Source organism: Peribacillus sp. B2I2, from assembly GCF_041261685.1.
Taxonomy (GTDB): Bacteria; Bacillota; Bacilli; order Bacillales; family DSM-1321; genus Peribacillus.
Map to the genome: position 1 here is coordinate 1,038,648 of NZ_JBGCCB010000001.1, position 16,826 is coordinate 1,055,473.

Annotated in this window: 14 protein-coding genes and 1 pseudogene; 8 read left to right on the forward strand and 7 right to left on the reverse strand. The window is 39.4% G+C overall.

Annotated elements, in window-relative coordinates; genetic code table 11:
- Nucleotides 1-341: 341 nt before the first annotated feature.
- Nucleotides 342-479, forward strand: coding sequence for a hypothetical protein (locus ABIE66_RS05240; RefSeq protein ID WP_289317688.1), 138 nt, complete (start codon nucleotides 342-344; stop codon nucleotides 477-479).
- Between the two features lie 389 nt (nucleotides 480-868).
- Here the strand turns inward: ABIE66_RS05240 and ABIE66_RS05245 are convergent, their stop codons facing one another.
- From ABIE66_RS05245 to ABIE66_RS05255, 3 genes and pseudogenes are all read right to left on the reverse strand, one after another.
- Nucleotides 869-1,081, reverse strand: a complete 213-nt coding sequence (locus ABIE66_RS05245) for a hypothetical protein (RefSeq protein WP_289323940.1) — start codon at nucleotides 1,079-1,081, stop codon at nucleotides 869-871.
- 299 nt (nucleotides 1,082-1,380) lie between these two features.
- Nucleotides 1,381-1,596, reverse strand: a complete 216-nt coding sequence (locus ABIE66_RS05250) for a response regulator (RefSeq protein WP_370014082.1) — start codon at nucleotides 1,594-1,596, stop codon at nucleotides 1,381-1,383.
- Nucleotides 1,597-1,611: 15 nt separating this feature from the next.
- Nucleotides 1,612-2,358, reverse strand: a pseudogene (locus ABIE66_RS05255) (ABC transporter ATP-binding protein).
- Nucleotides 2,359-2,809: 451 nt separating this feature from the next.
- On the opposite strand from ABIE66_RS05255, the gene ABIE66_RS05260 reads away from it, so the two are divergent.
- The 4 genes from ABIE66_RS05260 (at nucleotide 2,810) to ABIE66_RS05275 (ending at nucleotide 7,366) form a co-directional block, all read left to right on the forward strand.
- Nucleotides 2,810-3,172, forward strand: coding sequence for a group I truncated hemoglobin (locus ABIE66_RS05260; RefSeq protein WP_370014083.1), 363 nt, complete (start codon nucleotides 2,810-2,812; stop codon nucleotides 3,170-3,172).
- A gap of 255 nt (nucleotides 3,173-3,427) precedes the next feature.
- On the forward strand, nucleotides 3,428-4,783 hold the full coding sequence (locus ABIE66_RS05265) for an APC family permease (RefSeq protein WP_370014084.1): 1,356 nt from the start codon (nucleotides 3,428-3,430) through the stop codon (nucleotides 4,781-4,783).
- Nucleotides 4,784-4,810: 27 nt separating this feature from the next.
- The gene (locus ABIE66_RS05270) at nucleotides 4,811-6,436 is read left to right on the forward strand and encodes an amidohydrolase (protein ID WP_370014085.1); all 1,626 of its coding nucleotides are present in this window, start codon (nucleotides 4,811-4,813) and stop codon (nucleotides 6,434-6,436) included.
- Between the two features lie 33 nt (nucleotides 6,437-6,469).
- Nucleotides 6,470-7,366, forward strand: a complete 897-nt coding sequence (locus ABIE66_RS05275) for a carbon-nitrogen hydrolase (RefSeq protein ID WP_370014086.1) — start codon at nucleotides 6,470-6,472, stop codon at nucleotides 7,364-7,366.
- A gap of 345 nt (nucleotides 7,367-7,711) precedes the next feature.
- Here the strand turns inward: ABIE66_RS05275 and uraH are convergent, their stop codons facing one another.
- The 4 genes from uraH to ABIE66_RS05295 form a co-directional block, all read right to left on the reverse strand.
- Nucleotides 7,712-8,071, reverse strand: a complete 360-nt coding sequence (uraH, locus tag ABIE66_RS05280; RefSeq protein ID WP_370014087.1) for a hydroxyisourate hydrolase — start codon at nucleotides 8,069-8,071, stop codon at nucleotides 7,712-7,714.
- Between the two features lie 9 nt (nucleotides 8,072-8,080).
- Nucleotides 8,081-9,574, reverse strand: a complete 1,494-nt coding sequence (pucL, locus tag ABIE66_RS05285) for a factor-independent urate hydroxylase (RefSeq protein ID WP_370014088.1) — start codon at nucleotides 9,572-9,574, stop codon at nucleotides 8,081-8,083.
- A 14-nt stretch (nucleotides 9,575-9,588) separates the two neighbouring features.
- Nucleotides 9,589-10,911, reverse strand: a complete 1,323-nt coding sequence (locus tag ABIE66_RS05290) for a nucleobase:cation symporter-2 family protein (RefSeq protein WP_370014089.1) — start codon at nucleotides 10,909-10,911, stop codon at nucleotides 9,589-9,591.
- A 165-nt stretch (nucleotides 10,912-11,076) separates the two neighbouring features.
- Nucleotides 11,077-12,693 (reverse strand): PucR family transcriptional regulator, encoded by a 1,617-nt coding sequence (locus ABIE66_RS05295; RefSeq protein WP_370014090.1) that lies wholly within the window; start codon nucleotides 12,691-12,693, stop codon nucleotides 11,077-11,079.
- 327 nt (nucleotides 12,694-13,020) lie between these two features.
- Here ABIE66_RS05295 and ABIE66_RS05300 point away from each other — a divergent pair, with 327 nt between their 5' ends.
- The 3 genes from ABIE66_RS05300 (at nucleotide 13,021) to ABIE66_RS05310 (ending at nucleotide 16,812) form a co-directional block, all read left to right on the forward strand.
- Nucleotides 13,021-14,076: an aromatic ring-hydroxylating dioxygenase subunit alpha gene (locus ABIE66_RS05300; protein WP_370014091.1), complete on the forward strand. Its 1,056-nt coding sequence runs from the start codon at nucleotides 13,021-13,023 to the stop codon at nucleotides 14,074-14,076.
- Nucleotides 14,077-14,287: 211 nt separating this feature from the next.
- On the forward strand, nucleotides 14,288-15,535 hold the full coding sequence (allC, locus tag ABIE66_RS05305) for an allantoate deiminase (protein ID WP_289327243.1): 1,248 nt from the start codon (nucleotides 14,288-14,290) through the stop codon (nucleotides 15,533-15,535).
- Between the two features lie 14 nt (nucleotides 15,536-15,549).
- Nucleotides 15,550-16,812, forward strand: coding sequence for a pyridoxal-phosphate-dependent aminotransferase family protein (locus tag ABIE66_RS05310; protein WP_370014092.1), 1,263 nt, complete (start codon nucleotides 15,550-15,552; stop codon nucleotides 16,810-16,812).
- Nucleotides 16,813-16,826 lie beyond the last annotated feature (14 nt).

Genomic DNA, 16,826 nt, shown 5'->3' on the forward strand with positions numbered 1-16,826 from the left:
ATTGTGTATAAAAACAGTTCCGAGATTCTACTAATCATTCGATTCAAAAATCAGTAAGCAATAACTACATACTCATTTAAATAAACAAAAAAATTTTTTATTGTCACTTTAATTATGTGAAAAATACCATCTTCGCTATTGAAGGCCAATTATCCAATTAAATTTGTGTCAGTCTCTTTTTTGTTAAGTGATACGGTTAGCGAAGAACAATAGGGGTAATACTAAAGGTAATATGAGTTATTTCTGAAATTTCAGAAAATTATATTGACGCGGGAATGACTCTGTTATATATTGTTTTTAAGTTAAATTAATTGTTATATAACAGAAAGGGGAGCAAGATGATGAACACTTATGATAAAGCTTATGAAAGTTATTTAAAGATTTGTGAAAGGTATGAAATGGAGTCGATAAATATCGATCACTTCATCAAAAATTTAACCAAAGATCAGTTGGATGAATACAGTAAATTAGCTGTTTAAATGAAAGGGCGTGATTACACAAGATGGACCTCCCGGTTGATGTAGATGTAGAAGGCAAATAGAAACCCCACCAGTTGTTAATAACAGGTGGGGTTTTGTCATGTGTATGAAGAGTTTATTTTTAATTAGTATTGCAAAAAACATTTTTCAAAAGTGGATTTTCAGTTGGAATAATAAAGAGGTTATTTGTAGGGAAGGTAAAGAACAAATGGAACTTGGTCAAATGTGGTATCGGAAATGATCGATATTATATAGTAATGTTTAGTGTTGGAAAGAAAACGTGGACTAGGAAAGATTGGATATTACTTTGGTATTAATAGGCTCTTAGGGAGTTTTTTTATCCTAATCCACAATAATAGTCAAAGTTGGTACATGCCTTTCTAGAAATATCACAATTTGGTATATTTCCTTTCAATTTTCCTGAATTCATTTGAAAGTTCAAATAAGGTGTGTAAAACGGCTGTTTGAATATATAGATTCATATAATTATCATTGCTCTTCTTTTGAAAAGATAAATCATGTTTTTCATCAATTACTCGATTTATACAATCATGAATTTCGCTCCACATTTCTTTCGTTCCTTCTTTAGTTTTAGTCTCCATAATCTCCCACTCCTTTTTTATTAGTTTATCCACTCTATTACATTCTTATACTTTGTTTTTTTATAAATATTAAATACAGTTGGTGATTAGCTCTTGATTTTGGGAGAGCGAAGCGAATATAGTATCCGGACACAATTATTTTTTTGGTATAAATTACCTGATAAAAGTATAATGACTTTTCCTGTCATTTCCAAAGCATGGGGATTTGAATAAATCGTAATGGCTATGGGAATTCCAGCGTCTCCAAATAAAGTTGCCGAAAGGGGAATTTTGGAGGAGGGCTTTGTTTCACTTCGTCTCTATAGTTGCTTAATTGGGCCATATTCTTGAGTGACGTATTGTACAAAAGGCAGGAGTTTGGAATAATTAGTATTAGATGCTAAAACGCAGGTTAAACCTTTATCGATTCTGTCCATGAATAGGAGATTGTTATGTTTAAAATTAACTTCATATTTCCACTTCGTTAGTGTATCAGCCACTATTTTTCTAATCTTTTCATCATCTTCAATTATCATTCATATTCAGTAAGTTCACCTTTGAATCCCTCCCATGGCACTCTGGATGTGAAGGATTCGATCAAAGAAGTCACTTTGACTTTGGTCACCTTTATAAAGCTCGTTTACGATTCCTCCATCACGCAAGAAGATAACTCGTTTACAGAAGCTTGCTGCATACGAATCGTGCGTAATAATAAGGATAGTCGTTTGAAAGGTTACATTTAAGGTAGCTAACTGTTCCAATAATTGTGTTGCTGATCTGGAATCAAGCGCACCTGTAGGTTCATCTGCAAAGACAATCGCAGGATTTGTAATGATGGCACGTGCAGATGATGCCCTTTGTTTCTGACCACCAGAAACTTCCGTAGGGTATTTATCCTGAACTTCTTCAATATTCAATGCCTGAATGACTGGTCTCAGCCGTCTTTCCATCTCATCTATAGAAAATTTCCTTAATGAAAGGGGCAGAAGAATGTTTTCTTTGATCGTTAAAGTATCAAGCAAGTTGTAATCTTGAAAGATGAAACCCATTCGTTCTTGGCGAAATGTACGTAATGCCTTTTTGTTTAAATCTAACAGCGCCTGTTCTTCAAGCCAGACTTCCCCGCCAGAAAATTTATCAATCGTCGATAGCACATTCATCAGTGTTGTTTTTCCTGAACCAGAAGGCCCCATAATAGCTGTAAATTCACCCGAAATTATTGTCAGATCAATATTCTTTAAAACCTATGTCTTTCCATAGGATTTAGATAAGTTTTTACTTTGTAATACTTTTTTCAACGTAAATCTCCTCCTCATGTTACATACTATAAAATTCATCCTATTCTCCACCATAGATGTAACAGGAAGTTAGATTACAATTTTGTCACATTCCAATTTGAATATGTAAAATAAAAGGTAATGAACAGTGAATGTAATAAAGAATTCCCCAAATCAATTATGCATTCTCAACATCTTGGTAGCAACAAGCTGAAATAGATGAGGGATAAATGGATAACCGAGTTCAACTCCAACAATAGGGCACGTTTAATTAGAATAGGCTTTTCCTAATGACTGACAGGCGCTTTACTTCATTAAAGGAGTTGCTATGGCAGACTTTTTCTTATCGATTTTAATAGGCATAGTTACATAAGGTGCTTTTTTCGATTAAAGGGATTAAATAATAGATAAGGAATAAAAACAAATTTTCTGCAGAGAATACTTCTATTAATTAAAAAGTAGGAGTGTATATATGGAACAAACACTTTATGAAAAAGTTGGCGGAGAAGAAGCGATTGCAAAAGTTGTGGACTATTTTTACTCTGAGTTGGTTCTTAAGGATGATACAGTTAATCATTTTTTTGAAAAAACGGATATGGAAAAACAACGCGGTCATCAGACAAAGTTTATAAGTTTTGCATTAGGTGGCCCAAAACAATATTCTGGACAATCCATGGCAAAAGCTCACCAAGGAATGGATCTGCAACCAGCCCATTTTAATGCTATTGTAAATCATCTTAGCGATGCACTTGCTCATTTTGGAGTGAATGAAGCTGACATAGAAACAGCTTTAACTAAAGTTGCTTCACTAAGAGATGATATTTTGTATAAATAACTGATATTGAATTAACCGGTGCTTTACCAGGAGTTGCTTTGGCAGCTCCTTTTCTTATGGAACCCGTCTTTAACGACTAATTATGCAATCTTAAATAATTGATGTAAAATTGCATAAAACTATCAGTTTATTGAAGATTCTATATATTGTAATTATTGGGAAAGTGACTTTAATTCAAGCTCTAAATAATCATCCCTCACTTGGTATGATTTTTGCATATAAGTTAATTAAGTACGATTAAGGGTGGAGTGATACATGGAGAATGCAAAATTAAGACGTTCGTTAACAGTATTTCCTTTAGTGCTATTTGGATTGGCTTATATGGCACCTACAACAGTTTTTTCTACTTATGGGGTTGTTGCGGAAATAACGAAAGGGATGGTACCTGCCGCTTATATTATAGCTTTAGTTGGTATGTTGTTTACAGCCTATAGTTATGGTCAAATGGTTAAGGCCTATCCTGTTGCCGGTTCTGCATATACATTTACTCAAAAGGCTCTTAATCCTCATATTGGATTCTTAGTAGGCTGGGTTATACTATTAGACTATTTATTTTTGCCAATGATTAATGGATTACTAATCGCTATTTACTTAAACGCATATTTTCCATCCGTTCCTTTTTCCGTCTGGTTAATTGGTTTTGTAATTTTAATCACCACTGTAAATATAATGGGAGTGAAAATAGCAACAAAGATAAATCTTTTATTAGTTGCCTGTCAGTTCTTAATAATAGTTATATTTACATTCCTCTCAATTAAAGGGTTACTAAACGGAATGGGTTCAGGGACATTATTTATGGGTTCTCCATTTGTGAATGGAGATATACCACTATCCTTAGTATTAGCAGGATCCTCTATTTTATGTTTATCTTTTTTAGGATTTGATGCTGTCACTACATTTTCAGAGGAGACCATTAATCCTAAAAAAATAATACCAAAGGCAATTTTCCTCGTAGCATTAATAGGAGGAGGTCTGTTTATCGTCATCTCATACATCAGTCACCTTGTTTACCCAAATTTCCAAGCCTTTAAAGATCCAGATTCTGCTGCCTTAGAAATTGCTATATACATCGGGGGTAATTTATTTCAATCTATTTTTCTAGCAGGATACATTACAGGGGGGCTAGCATCTGGTTTATCAGCTCACGCAAGTGTATCGCGACTTTTGTATGCGATGGGAAGAGATGGAGTTCTTCCTAAGAAAATATTTGGTCATATTCATCCAAAATTTCAAACTCCAACACACAACATTATCTTAGTGGGAATTTTTGCTTTATCTGCTTTATTTGTTGATTTAGTGACAGCATCATCCTTTATTAACTTTGGAGCGCTCGTTGCATTTACATTTGTTAATCTTTCGGTTATTTCTCATTATTTTATTAGGGAGAAACAGCGAAACGGAATTAACAAACTAAAATACCTAATATTGCCTCTGATTGGAACCAGTTTCACAATTTGGTTATGGACTAGTCTTGATTCAAAGGCACTTTTACTCGGACTAGGATGGTTTGGAATAGGTTTCATCATGCTCCTTTCCAATACGAAAATGTTTAGTGAACGGCCACCAGAGCTTTCTATTGATAGTGCGAAGGAAAATGAAATTCAAGCATAAAAGCTAGATTTATCAAGGAGGACAAAAATGATAAAGGCAGACATCATTCTTTCTGGTCAACAAGTTTTTACTGGGCTACAAGATGAGCCAATAAAAGCAGCTATCGCTATTAAAGATAATAAAATTGTTGAGATCGGTCCTAAAGAAGAAATATGGTCATTCATTGGGGATCGAACCAAAGTGTATGACATGGAAGAGGGACTAATCATTCCGGGGTTTCATGATTTTCATATGCACATAATGATGGGAAGCATTTTACAGAAGGATAGTGCCAAATTATTTGATGCTACTTCAGAAGAAGAGGTAGCTAAACTAGTAGGTGAATTTGCAGAAACAAGACCAAATGATGAGTGGATATTTGGTATTGGCTGGGATCATACCAATTGGAAAAAGAAAGTGCTACCACATAGAACAACATTAGATAAATATATTTTTGATCGTCCCGTTTTATTATTCAATGCAGAAGTGCATTACGCATGGATCAATAGTAAAGCAATAGAAATGATTCAATTAACGAAGGATACCCCAGACCCGGAATATGGAGAAATTGGAAAAGATGAAAATGGGGAACTGACAGGCCTTCTATTTGAACAGGCTATTGGATATGCATCGGAACATGCATATAAATTACCGAAAGAAAAACGTGTAAAACTATTCCAAGGTTTTCTCGATGAAACAAAAAGATTGGGAATCACATCCGTTAATGATTTATACGGAGCTAAAATTGCGCCAAACCCATTAGACGATCTTGAAATTTTCAAGGAATTTGATAGAGAAGGGTTACTTACAACTAGAATTCACTTTTCTCCGGAGTTAAAAATGGATTTAGCTGTCGCGAAGGAATTACAAAAAAATTATCAGTCAGACAAGCTTACCTTTTCTGGATTAAAACAATTTATAGATGGTGTTGTGACAAGTCATACTGCTTTTTTATTGGATCATTACAAAGACCGTCCTGAAACAAAAGGTGGAACCACTTATCCATCTGAAACAATTAAACAATTAGTAAAAAAGGCAGATAAGGAAAAATTCCAAATTCGTTTCCATGCTATTGGTAACGGTGCTGTCCGCTTAGCATTGGATGCATTTGAAGAAGCAAGAAACGTAAATGGAGAAAGAGATGCCAGACATGTCATTGAACATGTGGAGGTATTGCATCCAAACGATGTCCATCGCTTTAAGGAATTAGGTGTAATCGCTTCCTTTCAACCCAAACATATTGAATTAATGGAAAGTGAGGCATATACAGCTAGAATTAGTGAAAAACAACAACCTCTCTATTATCCTATCAAAACAATAGAAGATACTGGTGCTGAAATTGCCTTTGGTACAGATTTTCCTGTAGTACCCCTAAATCCTATGATGGGTATTTATCAGGCAATCACCAGAAAAGATTTAACCGGGAAGGCGTGGCAGGAGTCGGAAGGAGTTACTTTAGCACAAGCATTAAAATACTACACGGCTACACCGGCATACGGATCTTTTAGAGAAAAAGAATTAGGTACATTGGAAGCAGGAAAGATAGCGGATATCGCAGTATTGAATAAAAATTTATTTAGCATATCAACAGAGGAAATTCTTGAAACTGAAGTGAAGATGACGATTATGGATGGAAAGGTTGTATATGAAAACCAGGTCGTCCCAACTGTATAAGATAAAAAAATAAAAAAGTCAGGTAGTGAGAAAATGTCAAAAGTAAAAGTTGGTCTTATTCAAATTCATTGCGGGGAATTCATTGAGGAAAATATTCAAAAAACGATAGAGAAAATAAAAGAAACAGTAAATAAAGGTGCGCAAATCGTTTGCTTACAAGAATTATTTTCTTCGCAATATTTTCCACAAACGGTAAGTGTGGAAAATTATGATTTAGCTGAAGATGTAGATAGCGGTGCATTATCCGAAATGGGTGAATTAGCAAAGGAATTAGGAATCGTCTTGATTGTTCCTTTTTACGAAAGAGCAGGTGCTGGTATTTATTTTAATAGTGCAGCTGTATTTGATGCAGATGGAGAATGTTTAGGGATTACAAGAAAAAATCATATTCCGGATGGTCCCCAGTATCATGAAAAATATTATTTCGTTCCAGGCAATACCGGGTATCCTGTCTATGAAACTGCTTATGGAAAAATAGGTGTCGGGATTTGTTGGGACGAGTGGTTTCCAGAAGTTGCCCGAATTTTGAGCTTACAAGGTGCGGAGATATTATTCTATCCTTCTGCCATAGGTTCAGAGCCAGATCATCCTGAGATATCAACAAGACCATCCTGGGAAAAGGCAATTTCTGCTCATGGCATTTCTAATGGTGTATTCGTTGCTGCAACAAATCGAGTAGGCCAGGAAAAAGACATGAATTTTTACGGTGGTTCATTCATTAGCGATACATTAGGGAATATTTTAGCTTCACTTGATGATGAAGAAGGAATTATTGTAAAAGAGATTGATTTAAAAGAAATAGAAAAGACTAGAAACATTCTACAATTCTTTAGAGACCGTCGTGTCGATACATACGACCCTATATTACAAAAGGAAATACTCCCAACCCCACCCCCTTCAAAAAACAAACAAAGGATTATCGTGCAGTAACGAGAATCGACTGCAGTGGAAAAAAAGTAGTATGGCATCAACATGAACGGAACGCCCTTGCCGAAGCATTATAAGCTTATACTGGCGGCTTGGCCATTGGTACATTCGGGGAGCGTGAATTAGGTAGGGAAGCTTGCTGATATGTTGTCCTCGACCGTGATCTTCTTGCGGTTCCGCTTGAGGAGATACTAGCATCTACGTTCCAAAACTCTATTCTTGAAGTATCCCAGATATCGCAATCTATAATAGATCTTTATTACTCGGATTAATAGTGGAACGATCCTGACTATAATCAATCAAACAAGAAACTGCCGGAGAAGGAGGGAATCTTCTCCGGCAGTTTCTTTAACTTCCACGATATACTTGATAGCCCCATGGGGAAACGAGCAAGGGCACATGATAATGAGAGGATGGGGAAGATAGTCCGAATCGGACGGGAACCAGGTCCAAAAAGGGCGGATCAGGGAGTTCGATGGATTTATTCCGGAAGTAATCCCCGATATGAAAAACGATTTCGTAGTTTCCCGTTTTGGTGTTTTCTGCGTTCAGCAGCGGGACATCGAGCCTCCCGTCTGGATTTGTGACAGCTGACTGGAGCAGCTGCCAGCTAGCGGTGGATGATTCGGAAAAGTATAATTCAATCGTCACGTTTTCGGCTGGCTGGCCATGCATTAAATCCAATATATGTGTTGTTATACCAGGCATATATACTCCTTAACCGATGTTTTCTTCAGCGGCAGCCAGGATTTTGTTGTTTTCGAGATTTTCCTTTTTAACGGTGAAGACCTGAAAACCATATGGCGGGCGCGGCTCGGTATATACTTTTCCTTTGGAGTCCGGTATTTCGGAAACGACTGTATCCCATGTGTGGTTTTGGGATTCGAATGTAACTTCAAGAAGCTGAGGGAATCTAGTTAAAATGCGGCAGCCGATTTCATAAATCAGATTTTGGATCGAAGGAGTTTCCATTTCATGAAAAACGGATGTAGCAATATCGATTACCTGTTCGGCAGCTACGTATTTAGAGGGATCCGTGCCGAATGCATCCTTTTGATCCGCATAGACCCAATGGAGATTCAAATAGATGAAAAGCGGACGATTTCCATCTTCGGGAAGCGTCGTATACTCATCACGGACAAAACCGACAAAAGAATTCCCGCTTACTTTGATTAATTGAAGGTCGAGGATGGAACTGCTTTGCTGAACGATCTCGTTGCCAGTTTCCCCACGGATGATTTCGACGGCAGCCATGGCCCGTTCATTGCGGGACTTTTTGAATACAAGGTCACTCGGTTTCAATTGGGGGTCCGTTGCTTCAGTCACTGCTTCGAAAGGGATATCTTCAGCAATCAACTTAACAGTATCGATTTGAGGATATTTGTTTAGGAAGGCTTCTGACACATATGAAGCAAATCCTTCTAATGTTGCGCCTTTGAATGTAGCTAAATGCCTTTGGATGAAGTTTTTCATCGAATCAGTCGCGACGACCATGGAATTGTCTCCTTCCGTGAATGAGGGAAGAAAAGAGGAGCCGCCAACGGAAACTTTTACATTCGTGCCAAAAATGATATGACCTCTTCCTGAAAAAGTGGATTCTGGAATTTGCTTGATTCCGGTTAAAGGATTCGAATAGGTCCTATAGGCAAAAACATTCCCTTTTCCATAACTAAGTGTTTGTGCGGCTGATTTATTTTTCATTAAATTCTCTCCTTCAATTTTAATTTTATCCTGTAAACGAAATAGGGCTATTTGATAGATTTCAGTTAAGGCCTTATCGAACTCGGCTGCTTCTGCATGGTGAATCCTTGTATTCATCGATTGATATATGTCATTTTTATCTTTGCCTCGCACAGCCAGGATAAATGGAAAGCCAAACTTATCCATATATTTCCGGTTCAATGATATGAAATCTTCATATTCATCGAACGTAAGGTCCTTTAAACCGGCGCCATGCTGTTCCTTAATCGAATCATCACTCATTTCAACTTTGTCCCCAAGGTTCGGATGCTTCCTGATTAACGATAACTTATCTTCCTTTGACGAATTGCCTACAATGTCCACCATGCATCGATGCAGGTGGATTATTGAAGAAAAGGGCTTATTGCCTGCCGATTTTTCTGCAATCCAAGGTGAATGTTCGAAAGTATCCCCAAGGAACTTCGTAAATTCCTTTTCGGTTAGTGCATTTAATGAAGTAAGAGTAATCATCTCCAGTCTCCTTCTTATATACTTTTTGCCATTAGATCTGAATCGGGGATGGTACTATCGGCGGCTTTTTTCTTGCGTGGAGTCAAGATCAAATTCAGGATGATGGCTGTCAGGCTTCCTGTTATGATTCCATCACCGACAACGATACGGATTGCTTCCGGCAGGCTCGAGAATAACTCGGGAACGACGGTGGCGCCCAGTCCGAGTGAGACTGAACAAGCAATGACCAATAAATTGGCATTATCCGAGAAATCGACGTCATTCAACATTTTAATTCCTGATGAAACAACCATTCCGAACATGACGACGGTAGCACCCCCGAGGACGGCAGTAGGAATCAGTGTAGCGAGAGCTGCGATTTTCGGAACCAGTCCAAGCCCGATTAAAATGAAGCCGGCTACAATGGTGATCGTTCTTTTTTTCACTCCGGATAATTGAACGAGACCTACATTCTGCGCGAATGTACTATAAGGGAAGGCATTGAAAATGCCACCTAAAGTGAATGCCAGGCCTTCTGCGCGGTAGCCTTTGACAATATCTTTTTCACTCAATTCCCTATCTGTTATTTTTCCGAGAGCAAGGAATGCGCCAGTGGATTCGATAAGGATGACTGTGCCAACCAATATCATCGTAAGAATGGGAGCTATTTCAAAGGTGGGTGTACCAAAGTAGAAAGGTGCAGGGATATGGAACCAAGAAGCCTCGACGACCGTGGAAAAGTTTATTTTCCCAAAAAATGTTGAAGCGATCGTTCCTGCGATGATGCCAATCAGAACGGAAATGGCGCGTATGAATCCTGTGAAATAGCGATTAATTAACAGAATGACAGCGAGGACACCGAAAGAAAGCATTAAGTTTTCGGCTGAACCGAAGTCTTGGCTGCCAGAACCGCCAGCCATATTCTTTATGCCGGTGGGCACTAAGGATAATCCAATGATGATGACGACGGTACCGGTCACGACAGGCGGAAATAATTTAAGTAGTTTACCAAATATGTTGGAGAATAAAATGATGAATAACCCAGCGGCGATGATTGATCCATATATAGCGGAAATGCCATAATTGCTGCCAATGGATATCATGGGGGTGACTGCCACGAAAGAAGTTCCCAATACTATCGGGAGGCCAATGCCAAAATATTTATTTTTCCAGGATTGCAATAATGTAGCGATTCCGCAGGTTAATAGATCAATGGCAATAAGGTAGGCGAGCTGTTGGGAAGTGAACCCCAATGCTCCGCCGACGATGATCGGTACCAAGATGGCACCAGCATACATGGCAAGAACGTGCTGAAGACCTAACGAGAAGGCCTTGGACTTATTAATTCTTTCATTCATAAAAAAACTCCCTCCTCTAATTGGTTGTCATATTATATCACACGAATTCGTTATGATTAATACCATCATAATGAATAATCAGAAAATTGTCATTAGTTAGATTAGACAATTTTTGGTTGTTGATATAGACAACTTGCATAAAGTGAAGGGAGAAGAGGTTGGGTTTTATATATTAAGTAAGGATTTAATGCGAAGGGCAAGTCGTATCTGTAGTGTGGTCTCTGAATCTTTTAAGCTCTTGCCGAGCAGCTCTTCACATTTCTCGAGTCTGTATACAACGGTGTTACGGTGAACGAATAATCTTTTGGCAGTTTCGGATATTTGGCAATGCGTTTCGAGATAGACTGATAATGTCTGTAATAAGGATTGCTCCTCCTCGGTGAAAATCTTTGAAAATCCCTGTAATGCGAAAAGGTAAAAATTCATTAGGTCTTCTTCGGGGATGATTCTCAATAATTCCATAATATCCTTCGTCCGGAATATCTGGATGTATTCTGTCCTTTTCGAGAGGCCTCCTTCCAGAAGGGAGTCGTTCGCCTCTTTGTAAGCGTTCTTGGTCTGTAAAAAGTTCGGTCTCATATGGCTCACTCCGAAAGATATCGTGCAGTCGAATTGGCTGGCTGTTATCTTTTGCAATGATTTTAGCGAGGTTTCGACATATTGAAGAACATCGCCAGAGACTTCGTTCACTTCGTATAAAAGAATGCATTTCTTACCTTTTGTAAAGAGGTGAATGGGATTAGGTGATAGGCGAAGCTCATCTTCCAAAAACTCGTATATCGAATCAGCCCTTCGTTGTAGCTGTGTGTAACTTTTGGCCAATTCGGATTCATCGATTTTTCCGACTGCGCATATATAGGCTTGTTCATTATGTAAGGAAAACTCTTTTGCTCGGTTTATGATTTCCTCTTGTGAAGAGAAACTCCCATCCAGGAAATGAAGGAAGAAATCATTTCGGATATTCCGATCATGCTGTTTAAGGGCATGTTCTTTCATCAAGGCAAAAGAAATGACATTAGTTGCCTGCTCTATCGTCAGTGTTATCAGGTTATCGCTATTCTTGATTTCTCCTGATATTGTCAAATAGCCAAATTTTTCTTCATCCATATAGATGGGGAATACGGTATAGGTTTGTTTATTGGATAGAGATGAAAATGAAAAGAACGAAGCTATGGTTTTATGAAATCGGTATCCTTCACTGTTCATTTTTTTGATTATTGGAATAATTCCGGATGTTGAGGTTGGATGGAATATCGGTTTAAGGTACTGGTCAACTAATAAAATGGGGTATCCAATCATATTCGATAAATGATCAAGCAGTTTTTGAATCCCTTTACCCCGCATGATTAAGTTTGTGAATTGCTTATGTGTTTCCATGGCGAAAGTCAATTCAGTTGCCCGTTGATCCAAAATCGCCCGGAATGTATGGTTGATGATTTCCCCAAGTGACAATTCTGCTGGAAGATCAATGATTGGTAAGGATAATTCATTGGCTAGAACCAGTACTTCCTCGGGTATTTCTTTTAGGAATCTCCGTGTCTTTATCCCTAGGGCTGCGCAGCCTTGATTTGCCATCGCTTCGACAAGTGATGACAAAAGGTGTGGCTTGTCCTTTACGTGATAAGCTGTGGTTACAAGGAATTCATTTGGTTTTAAAAAGTTGATGATATCTGGAGCATCCATCATATTGACAGTCTTGACTTCGCGTTCGAGCCCTGTTCCTCCGGCAATTAAATGCATGCCGGTTAATGCGGGCAATGTTAAAAGTTCGGTTACCTTCATCTGATACACCTCATTCTGGAAAATTAGATTATTGAAGTGGTTTTATAATTAAAGCTGTATATGAATCCAGGGAATTGATCGGTTTTAATTTAGTGCATGTAACTGATATTTATCTGAATCCCTCCGTTCACTCACATGCTTTGCAGATTTTCATTATCATATCATACAATTCCTTTGGTATATCTTACAAATTTCATTGTTTGGGTTGTTGAGGTATACAAAATTGGGTTTGTGTGTAAGGTTTTATAACATTGTTAGTGACATAATATCTGAATTTTGTTAATATTTATAAAAATAAAATAACGTGGGAATAAGGGAGACGATAAAATGAGTGAAGGCACAGTTGCTTCAAGTAAGAAAAAAAGAGTCACGCCGTTTCCAAAAGAATGCACATTCAGCAAAGCGGACTGGGATGTATTATCGCAATATTGGTTTCCTGTGGCAGCAGTCGAGGAAGTGTCGGAAAAACCGATAGGCATTAAGCTTCTCGATGTGCACCTTGTCCTTTATCGGGCTAGTGGGAAGATCATCGTTGCGAGGGACCTTTGTCTGCATCGTGGTGTGCCATTAAGTATGGGGTGGGTGGAAGATGATAATATCGTATGCCCTTACCACGGTTTTAGATATGGCCCTGAAGGTAATTGTACTGGGATTCCTGCACATCCCAATGCTAAAATATCCCCGCGTCTTTGTATTAATATTTATCCCACGGTAGAACGCTACGGTTTGGTTTGGACATCGATTGCGAGCGATAAAGAGGATATTCCGAAGTTACCGGCATGGGATGATGATGAATATTTGAACATCCTGCCTCCATCCATTGACATTGCTGGTTCAGCCGGTCGGCAGATGGAAGGCTTTTTGGATGTGTCCCACTTTGCTTGGGTACATTCAGAAAGCTTCGCTGATCGTAACAATCCTATCGTTCCTAGTTATAAAGTGGAAAAAACGGAGTATGGCCTGCACGTGGAATACTTAAGTTCCGTCAGTAATTATGGCAAAAGCATGCAGCATTTAGAACCTGCCAACTTTGAATGGCTCCGTGTTTTTGATATCTATCCACCGCTTGCGGCCAGGCTGACTGTCCACTTCCCGGAGGACGGAAAACTTCATATCCTGAACTGTGCCAGTCCAGTTTCTGCACGTAAGACAAGAATGTTTTCGCCGATGGCCCGTAACTTTGATTTAGATGCTCCGATAGAAGATACCTATGAATTCAATTTACAGATCTTCAATGAAGATAAGGAAATGGTTGAAAATCAAAAGCCGGAGGAGCTGCCTCTAGATTTACAAGCGGAAGCGCATATCGTCGCAGATAAGACGTCGATTGCGTATCGTCAGCTATTAAGGGAATTGGGCTTAGGTTCGAATTATACAAGTTGAGAAGAAGAGGGTGTCCATGTTTAGTGGGCACTCTCTTCTTCTTTTACAGGCATTATTGGATTGGATTTTAGTTGGTTATTTTGCACAAAAAAACACCAAAATACTAACAGAATTGCCAATGAAGTTATATGCGAAAAGAAGTAAAATAGTAGATAACATATATTTGTGAATATTCATAACATGAATGGATATTGAGAAGGGAAGCGAAGTGATGGCAATTCAAATCGAAAAATTCATAGATGAAAAGGATGATGTTGCTTCGATGATTGAATGGTTAGCATCTTTCGGGGCAACGGAGAGTAATGGGGTGACCCGTTTATTATATTCCAAGGAATGGATGAGAGCTCAGCATGCAATGAAAGCAAAGATGGAAAAAGAAAGCCTGATTACATATTTTGATAGTGTAGGCAACTTGTTTGGCAGGCTTGAGGGGACCGATTCCACCGATGAAACCATTCTGACCGGCTCTCATATAGATACGGTCAAGGATGGGGGGAAATATGACGGTGCATATGGGGTCATCGCTAGTTTCCTGGCAGTTAAGAGGTTGTTTAAAGCCTATGGGCAGCCTCGGAGGACGATTGAAGTCGTTTCTTTTTGTGAGGAAGAAGGAAGCAGATTTCCCTTGACGTTTTGGGGGTCGAGGAATATCAAAGGAGTCTATGGTCTTGAGAACGTAAAGCATTTAAAAGATACAGAGGGAATTTCTTTTTTGGAAGCCATGAAAAAATCAGGGTTTGAACCTGAAGCCTATATGACCCCCGTCCGCGATGATATTGACCGATTCGTTGAAATTCATATAGAACAGGGGATGGTGCTTGAAAAGAATGAGAATACGATCGGGGTCGTCAGCCATATTGTCGGGCAGCGCCGTTATACGGTGAAAATCATTGGTGAAAGCAATCATGCGGGCACCACTCCTATGTCTTACAGGAAGGATGCAGTCAGTGCAGCTGCGGAATTCATTTCTTTTTTAACGAAAAAAGCGAAGGGGATGGACTCGGATTTAGTTGCGACGGTTGGCAGAATGGATGTTGAACCTAATGTTCCGAATGTCATTGCTGGTGAAGTGGAATTCAGTCTCGATATCAGGCATCACGAGGAAGTGATTCTTGATAGGTTTTGTAAGGAAATCTTTTCGGCTTTCGATGCCTTGGCGAAAGAAGCGGATATGAAGATGGAGATTTCACAATGGATGGATGTCAAACCTGTTGCCATGGATCGGGAAATGAATCGCCTTGTCCGCAAAATTGCTGAAGATAAAAATATACCTTATCAGGATATGGTCAGCGGAGCCGGGCATGATGCGCAAGTGTTTGGTTCATTTTGTCCGACGTGCCTGCTGTTCGTCCCAAGTAAGGACGGAGTCAGCCATTCGCCTAAGGAGTTTACGAGTGTTCCGGATTTGGAAAGGGGAATCGATGTTTTAAGCGAAATACTATATAAATTAGCCTATTGAAGGAGTTGGGTAAAATGTCATATTCAGAATTGAATGCACCGATGAGAACGATCATGACGCCAGGTCCAGTCGAAGTGGACCCGCGTGTTTTAAGAGCGATGAGCACACCGATATTAGGTCAATTCGATCCTGCATTCACTAATATCATGAATGAAGTGATGGAAATGTTGCGTTTGGTTTTTCAAACGAAAAATAAATGGGCGTTCCCGATAGATGGCACTTCAAGATCAGGAAATGAAGCGATTCTATGCAGCATCATTGAGCCGGGAGATAAAGTTCTGGTTCCCATCTTCGGAAGATTCGGTCATTTATTGGTGGAAATTTGTGAGCGATACGGAGCTGATGTTCATACGATCGAATGTCCTTGGGGAGAGGTGTTCGACCCGCAAGCAGTCATTGCGGAAATCAAGAAAGTCTCACCTAAAATAACGGCAATCGTCCATGGGGAAACTTCCACGGGATGTATGCAGCCATTGAAGGAAATCGGGTTGGCCTGCCGTGAAATGGGTGTCCTGCTTGTGGTGGATGCGGTTGCGTCCATCGGGGGAACGGATGTAAAGGTGGATGAATGGTGCATTGATGGATTGATAGGAGGGACGCAAAAATGCTTGTCCGTTCCTTCGGGTATGGCGCCGATTACGTATAATGAGCGAATAGAAGAAATCATCCAGTCCCGCAAAAAGGTGGAACGTGGTATTGCGACAGATGAAGACAACCAAAAGATTTCAATCCGCCGTCCCATCACCAGTAATTATTTCGATTTAAGCATGCTGCAGGATTATTGGGGACCGCGCCGTTTGAATCACCACACAGAAGCGACTTCAATGCTTTATGCGTTACGTGAAGGGTTGCGCCTGGTAATTGAGGAAGGTCTGGAAGCCCGATTTGCCCGTCATGAACTCCACGAAGCTGCTCTCGTTGAAGGGGTTAAGGCGATGGGACTAACGTTATTCGGGGATGGGAAAAACAAACTTCCGTGTGTAACTTGCATCGAAATTCCACAAGGAATCGACGGGGAAGCCGTTCGAGCAATGCTGTTGAATGAATTCGGTATCGAGATTGCCTCCTCGTTTGGTCCGCTTCACGGAAAAATATGGAGAATCGGCACAATGGGATTCAGTTGTAGGAAAGAAAACATCCTCTTTGTATTGGCCTCCTTGGAAGCTGTCCTTTTGCGCCAGGGGTTTCAAGTGAATCGGGGAGAGGCTTTGCAGGCTGCACTCGATGTGTATGTGGGAAAAACGGAGAAAGTGCCTGCATCCAGGGGATCTCTTTGATTCTATAAAAATAT

Excerpts from the sequence above, each read along its gene's own strand:
- ABIE66_RS05290 (WP_370014089.1), bottom strand. The coding sequence starts at position 10,911 with ATGAATGAAAGAATTAATAAGTCCAAGGCCTTCTCGTTAGGTCTTCAG.
- ABIE66_RS05245 (WP_289323940.1), bottom strand. The coding sequence starts at position 1,081 with ATGGAGACTAAAACTAAAGAAGGAACGAAAGAAATGTGGAGCGAAATT.
- ABIE66_RS05250 (WP_370014082.1), bottom strand. The coding sequence starts at position 1,596 with ATGATAATTGAAGATGATGAAAAGATTAGAAAAATAGTGGCTGATACA.
- pucL (WP_370014088.1), bottom strand. The coding sequence starts at position 9,574 with ATGATTACTCTTACTTCATTAAATGCACTAACCGAAAAGGAATTTACG.
- ABIE66_RS05260 (WP_370014083.1), top strand. The coding sequence starts at position 2,810 with ATGGAACAAACACTTTATGAAAAAGTTGGCGGAGAAGAAGCGATTGCA.
- uraH (WP_370014087.1), bottom strand. The coding sequence starts at position 8,071 with ATGCCTGGTATAACAACACATATATTGGATTTAATGCATGGCCAGCCA.
- ABIE66_RS05265 (WP_370014084.1), top strand. The coding sequence starts at position 3,428 with ATGGAGAATGCAAAATTAAGACGTTCGTTAACAGTATTTCCTTTAGTG.
- ABIE66_RS05295 (WP_370014090.1), bottom strand. The coding sequence starts at position 12,693 with ATGAAGGTAACCGAACTTTTAACATTGCCCGCATTAACCGGCATGCAT.
- allC (WP_289327243.1), top strand. The coding sequence starts at position 14,288 with ATGGCAATTCAAATCGAAAAATTCATAGATGAAAAGGATGATGTTGCT.
- ABIE66_RS05275 (WP_370014086.1), top strand. The coding sequence starts at position 6,470 with ATGTCAAAAGTAAAAGTTGGTCTTATTCAAATTCATTGCGGGGAATTC.
- ABIE66_RS05240 (WP_289317688.1), top strand. The coding sequence starts at position 342 with ATGAACACTTATGATAAAGCTTATGAAAGTTATTTAAAGATTTGTGAA.
- ABIE66_RS05310 (WP_370014092.1), top strand. The coding sequence starts at position 15,550 with ATGTCATATTCAGAATTGAATGCACCGATGAGAACGATCATGACGCCA.
- ABIE66_RS05270 (WP_370014085.1), top strand. The coding sequence starts at position 4,811 with ATGATAAAGGCAGACATCATTCTTTCTGGTCAACAAGTTTTTACTGGG.
- ABIE66_RS05300 (WP_370014091.1), top strand. The coding sequence starts at position 13,021 with ATGAGTGAAGGCACAGTTGCTTCAAGTAAGAAAAAAAGAGTCACGCCG.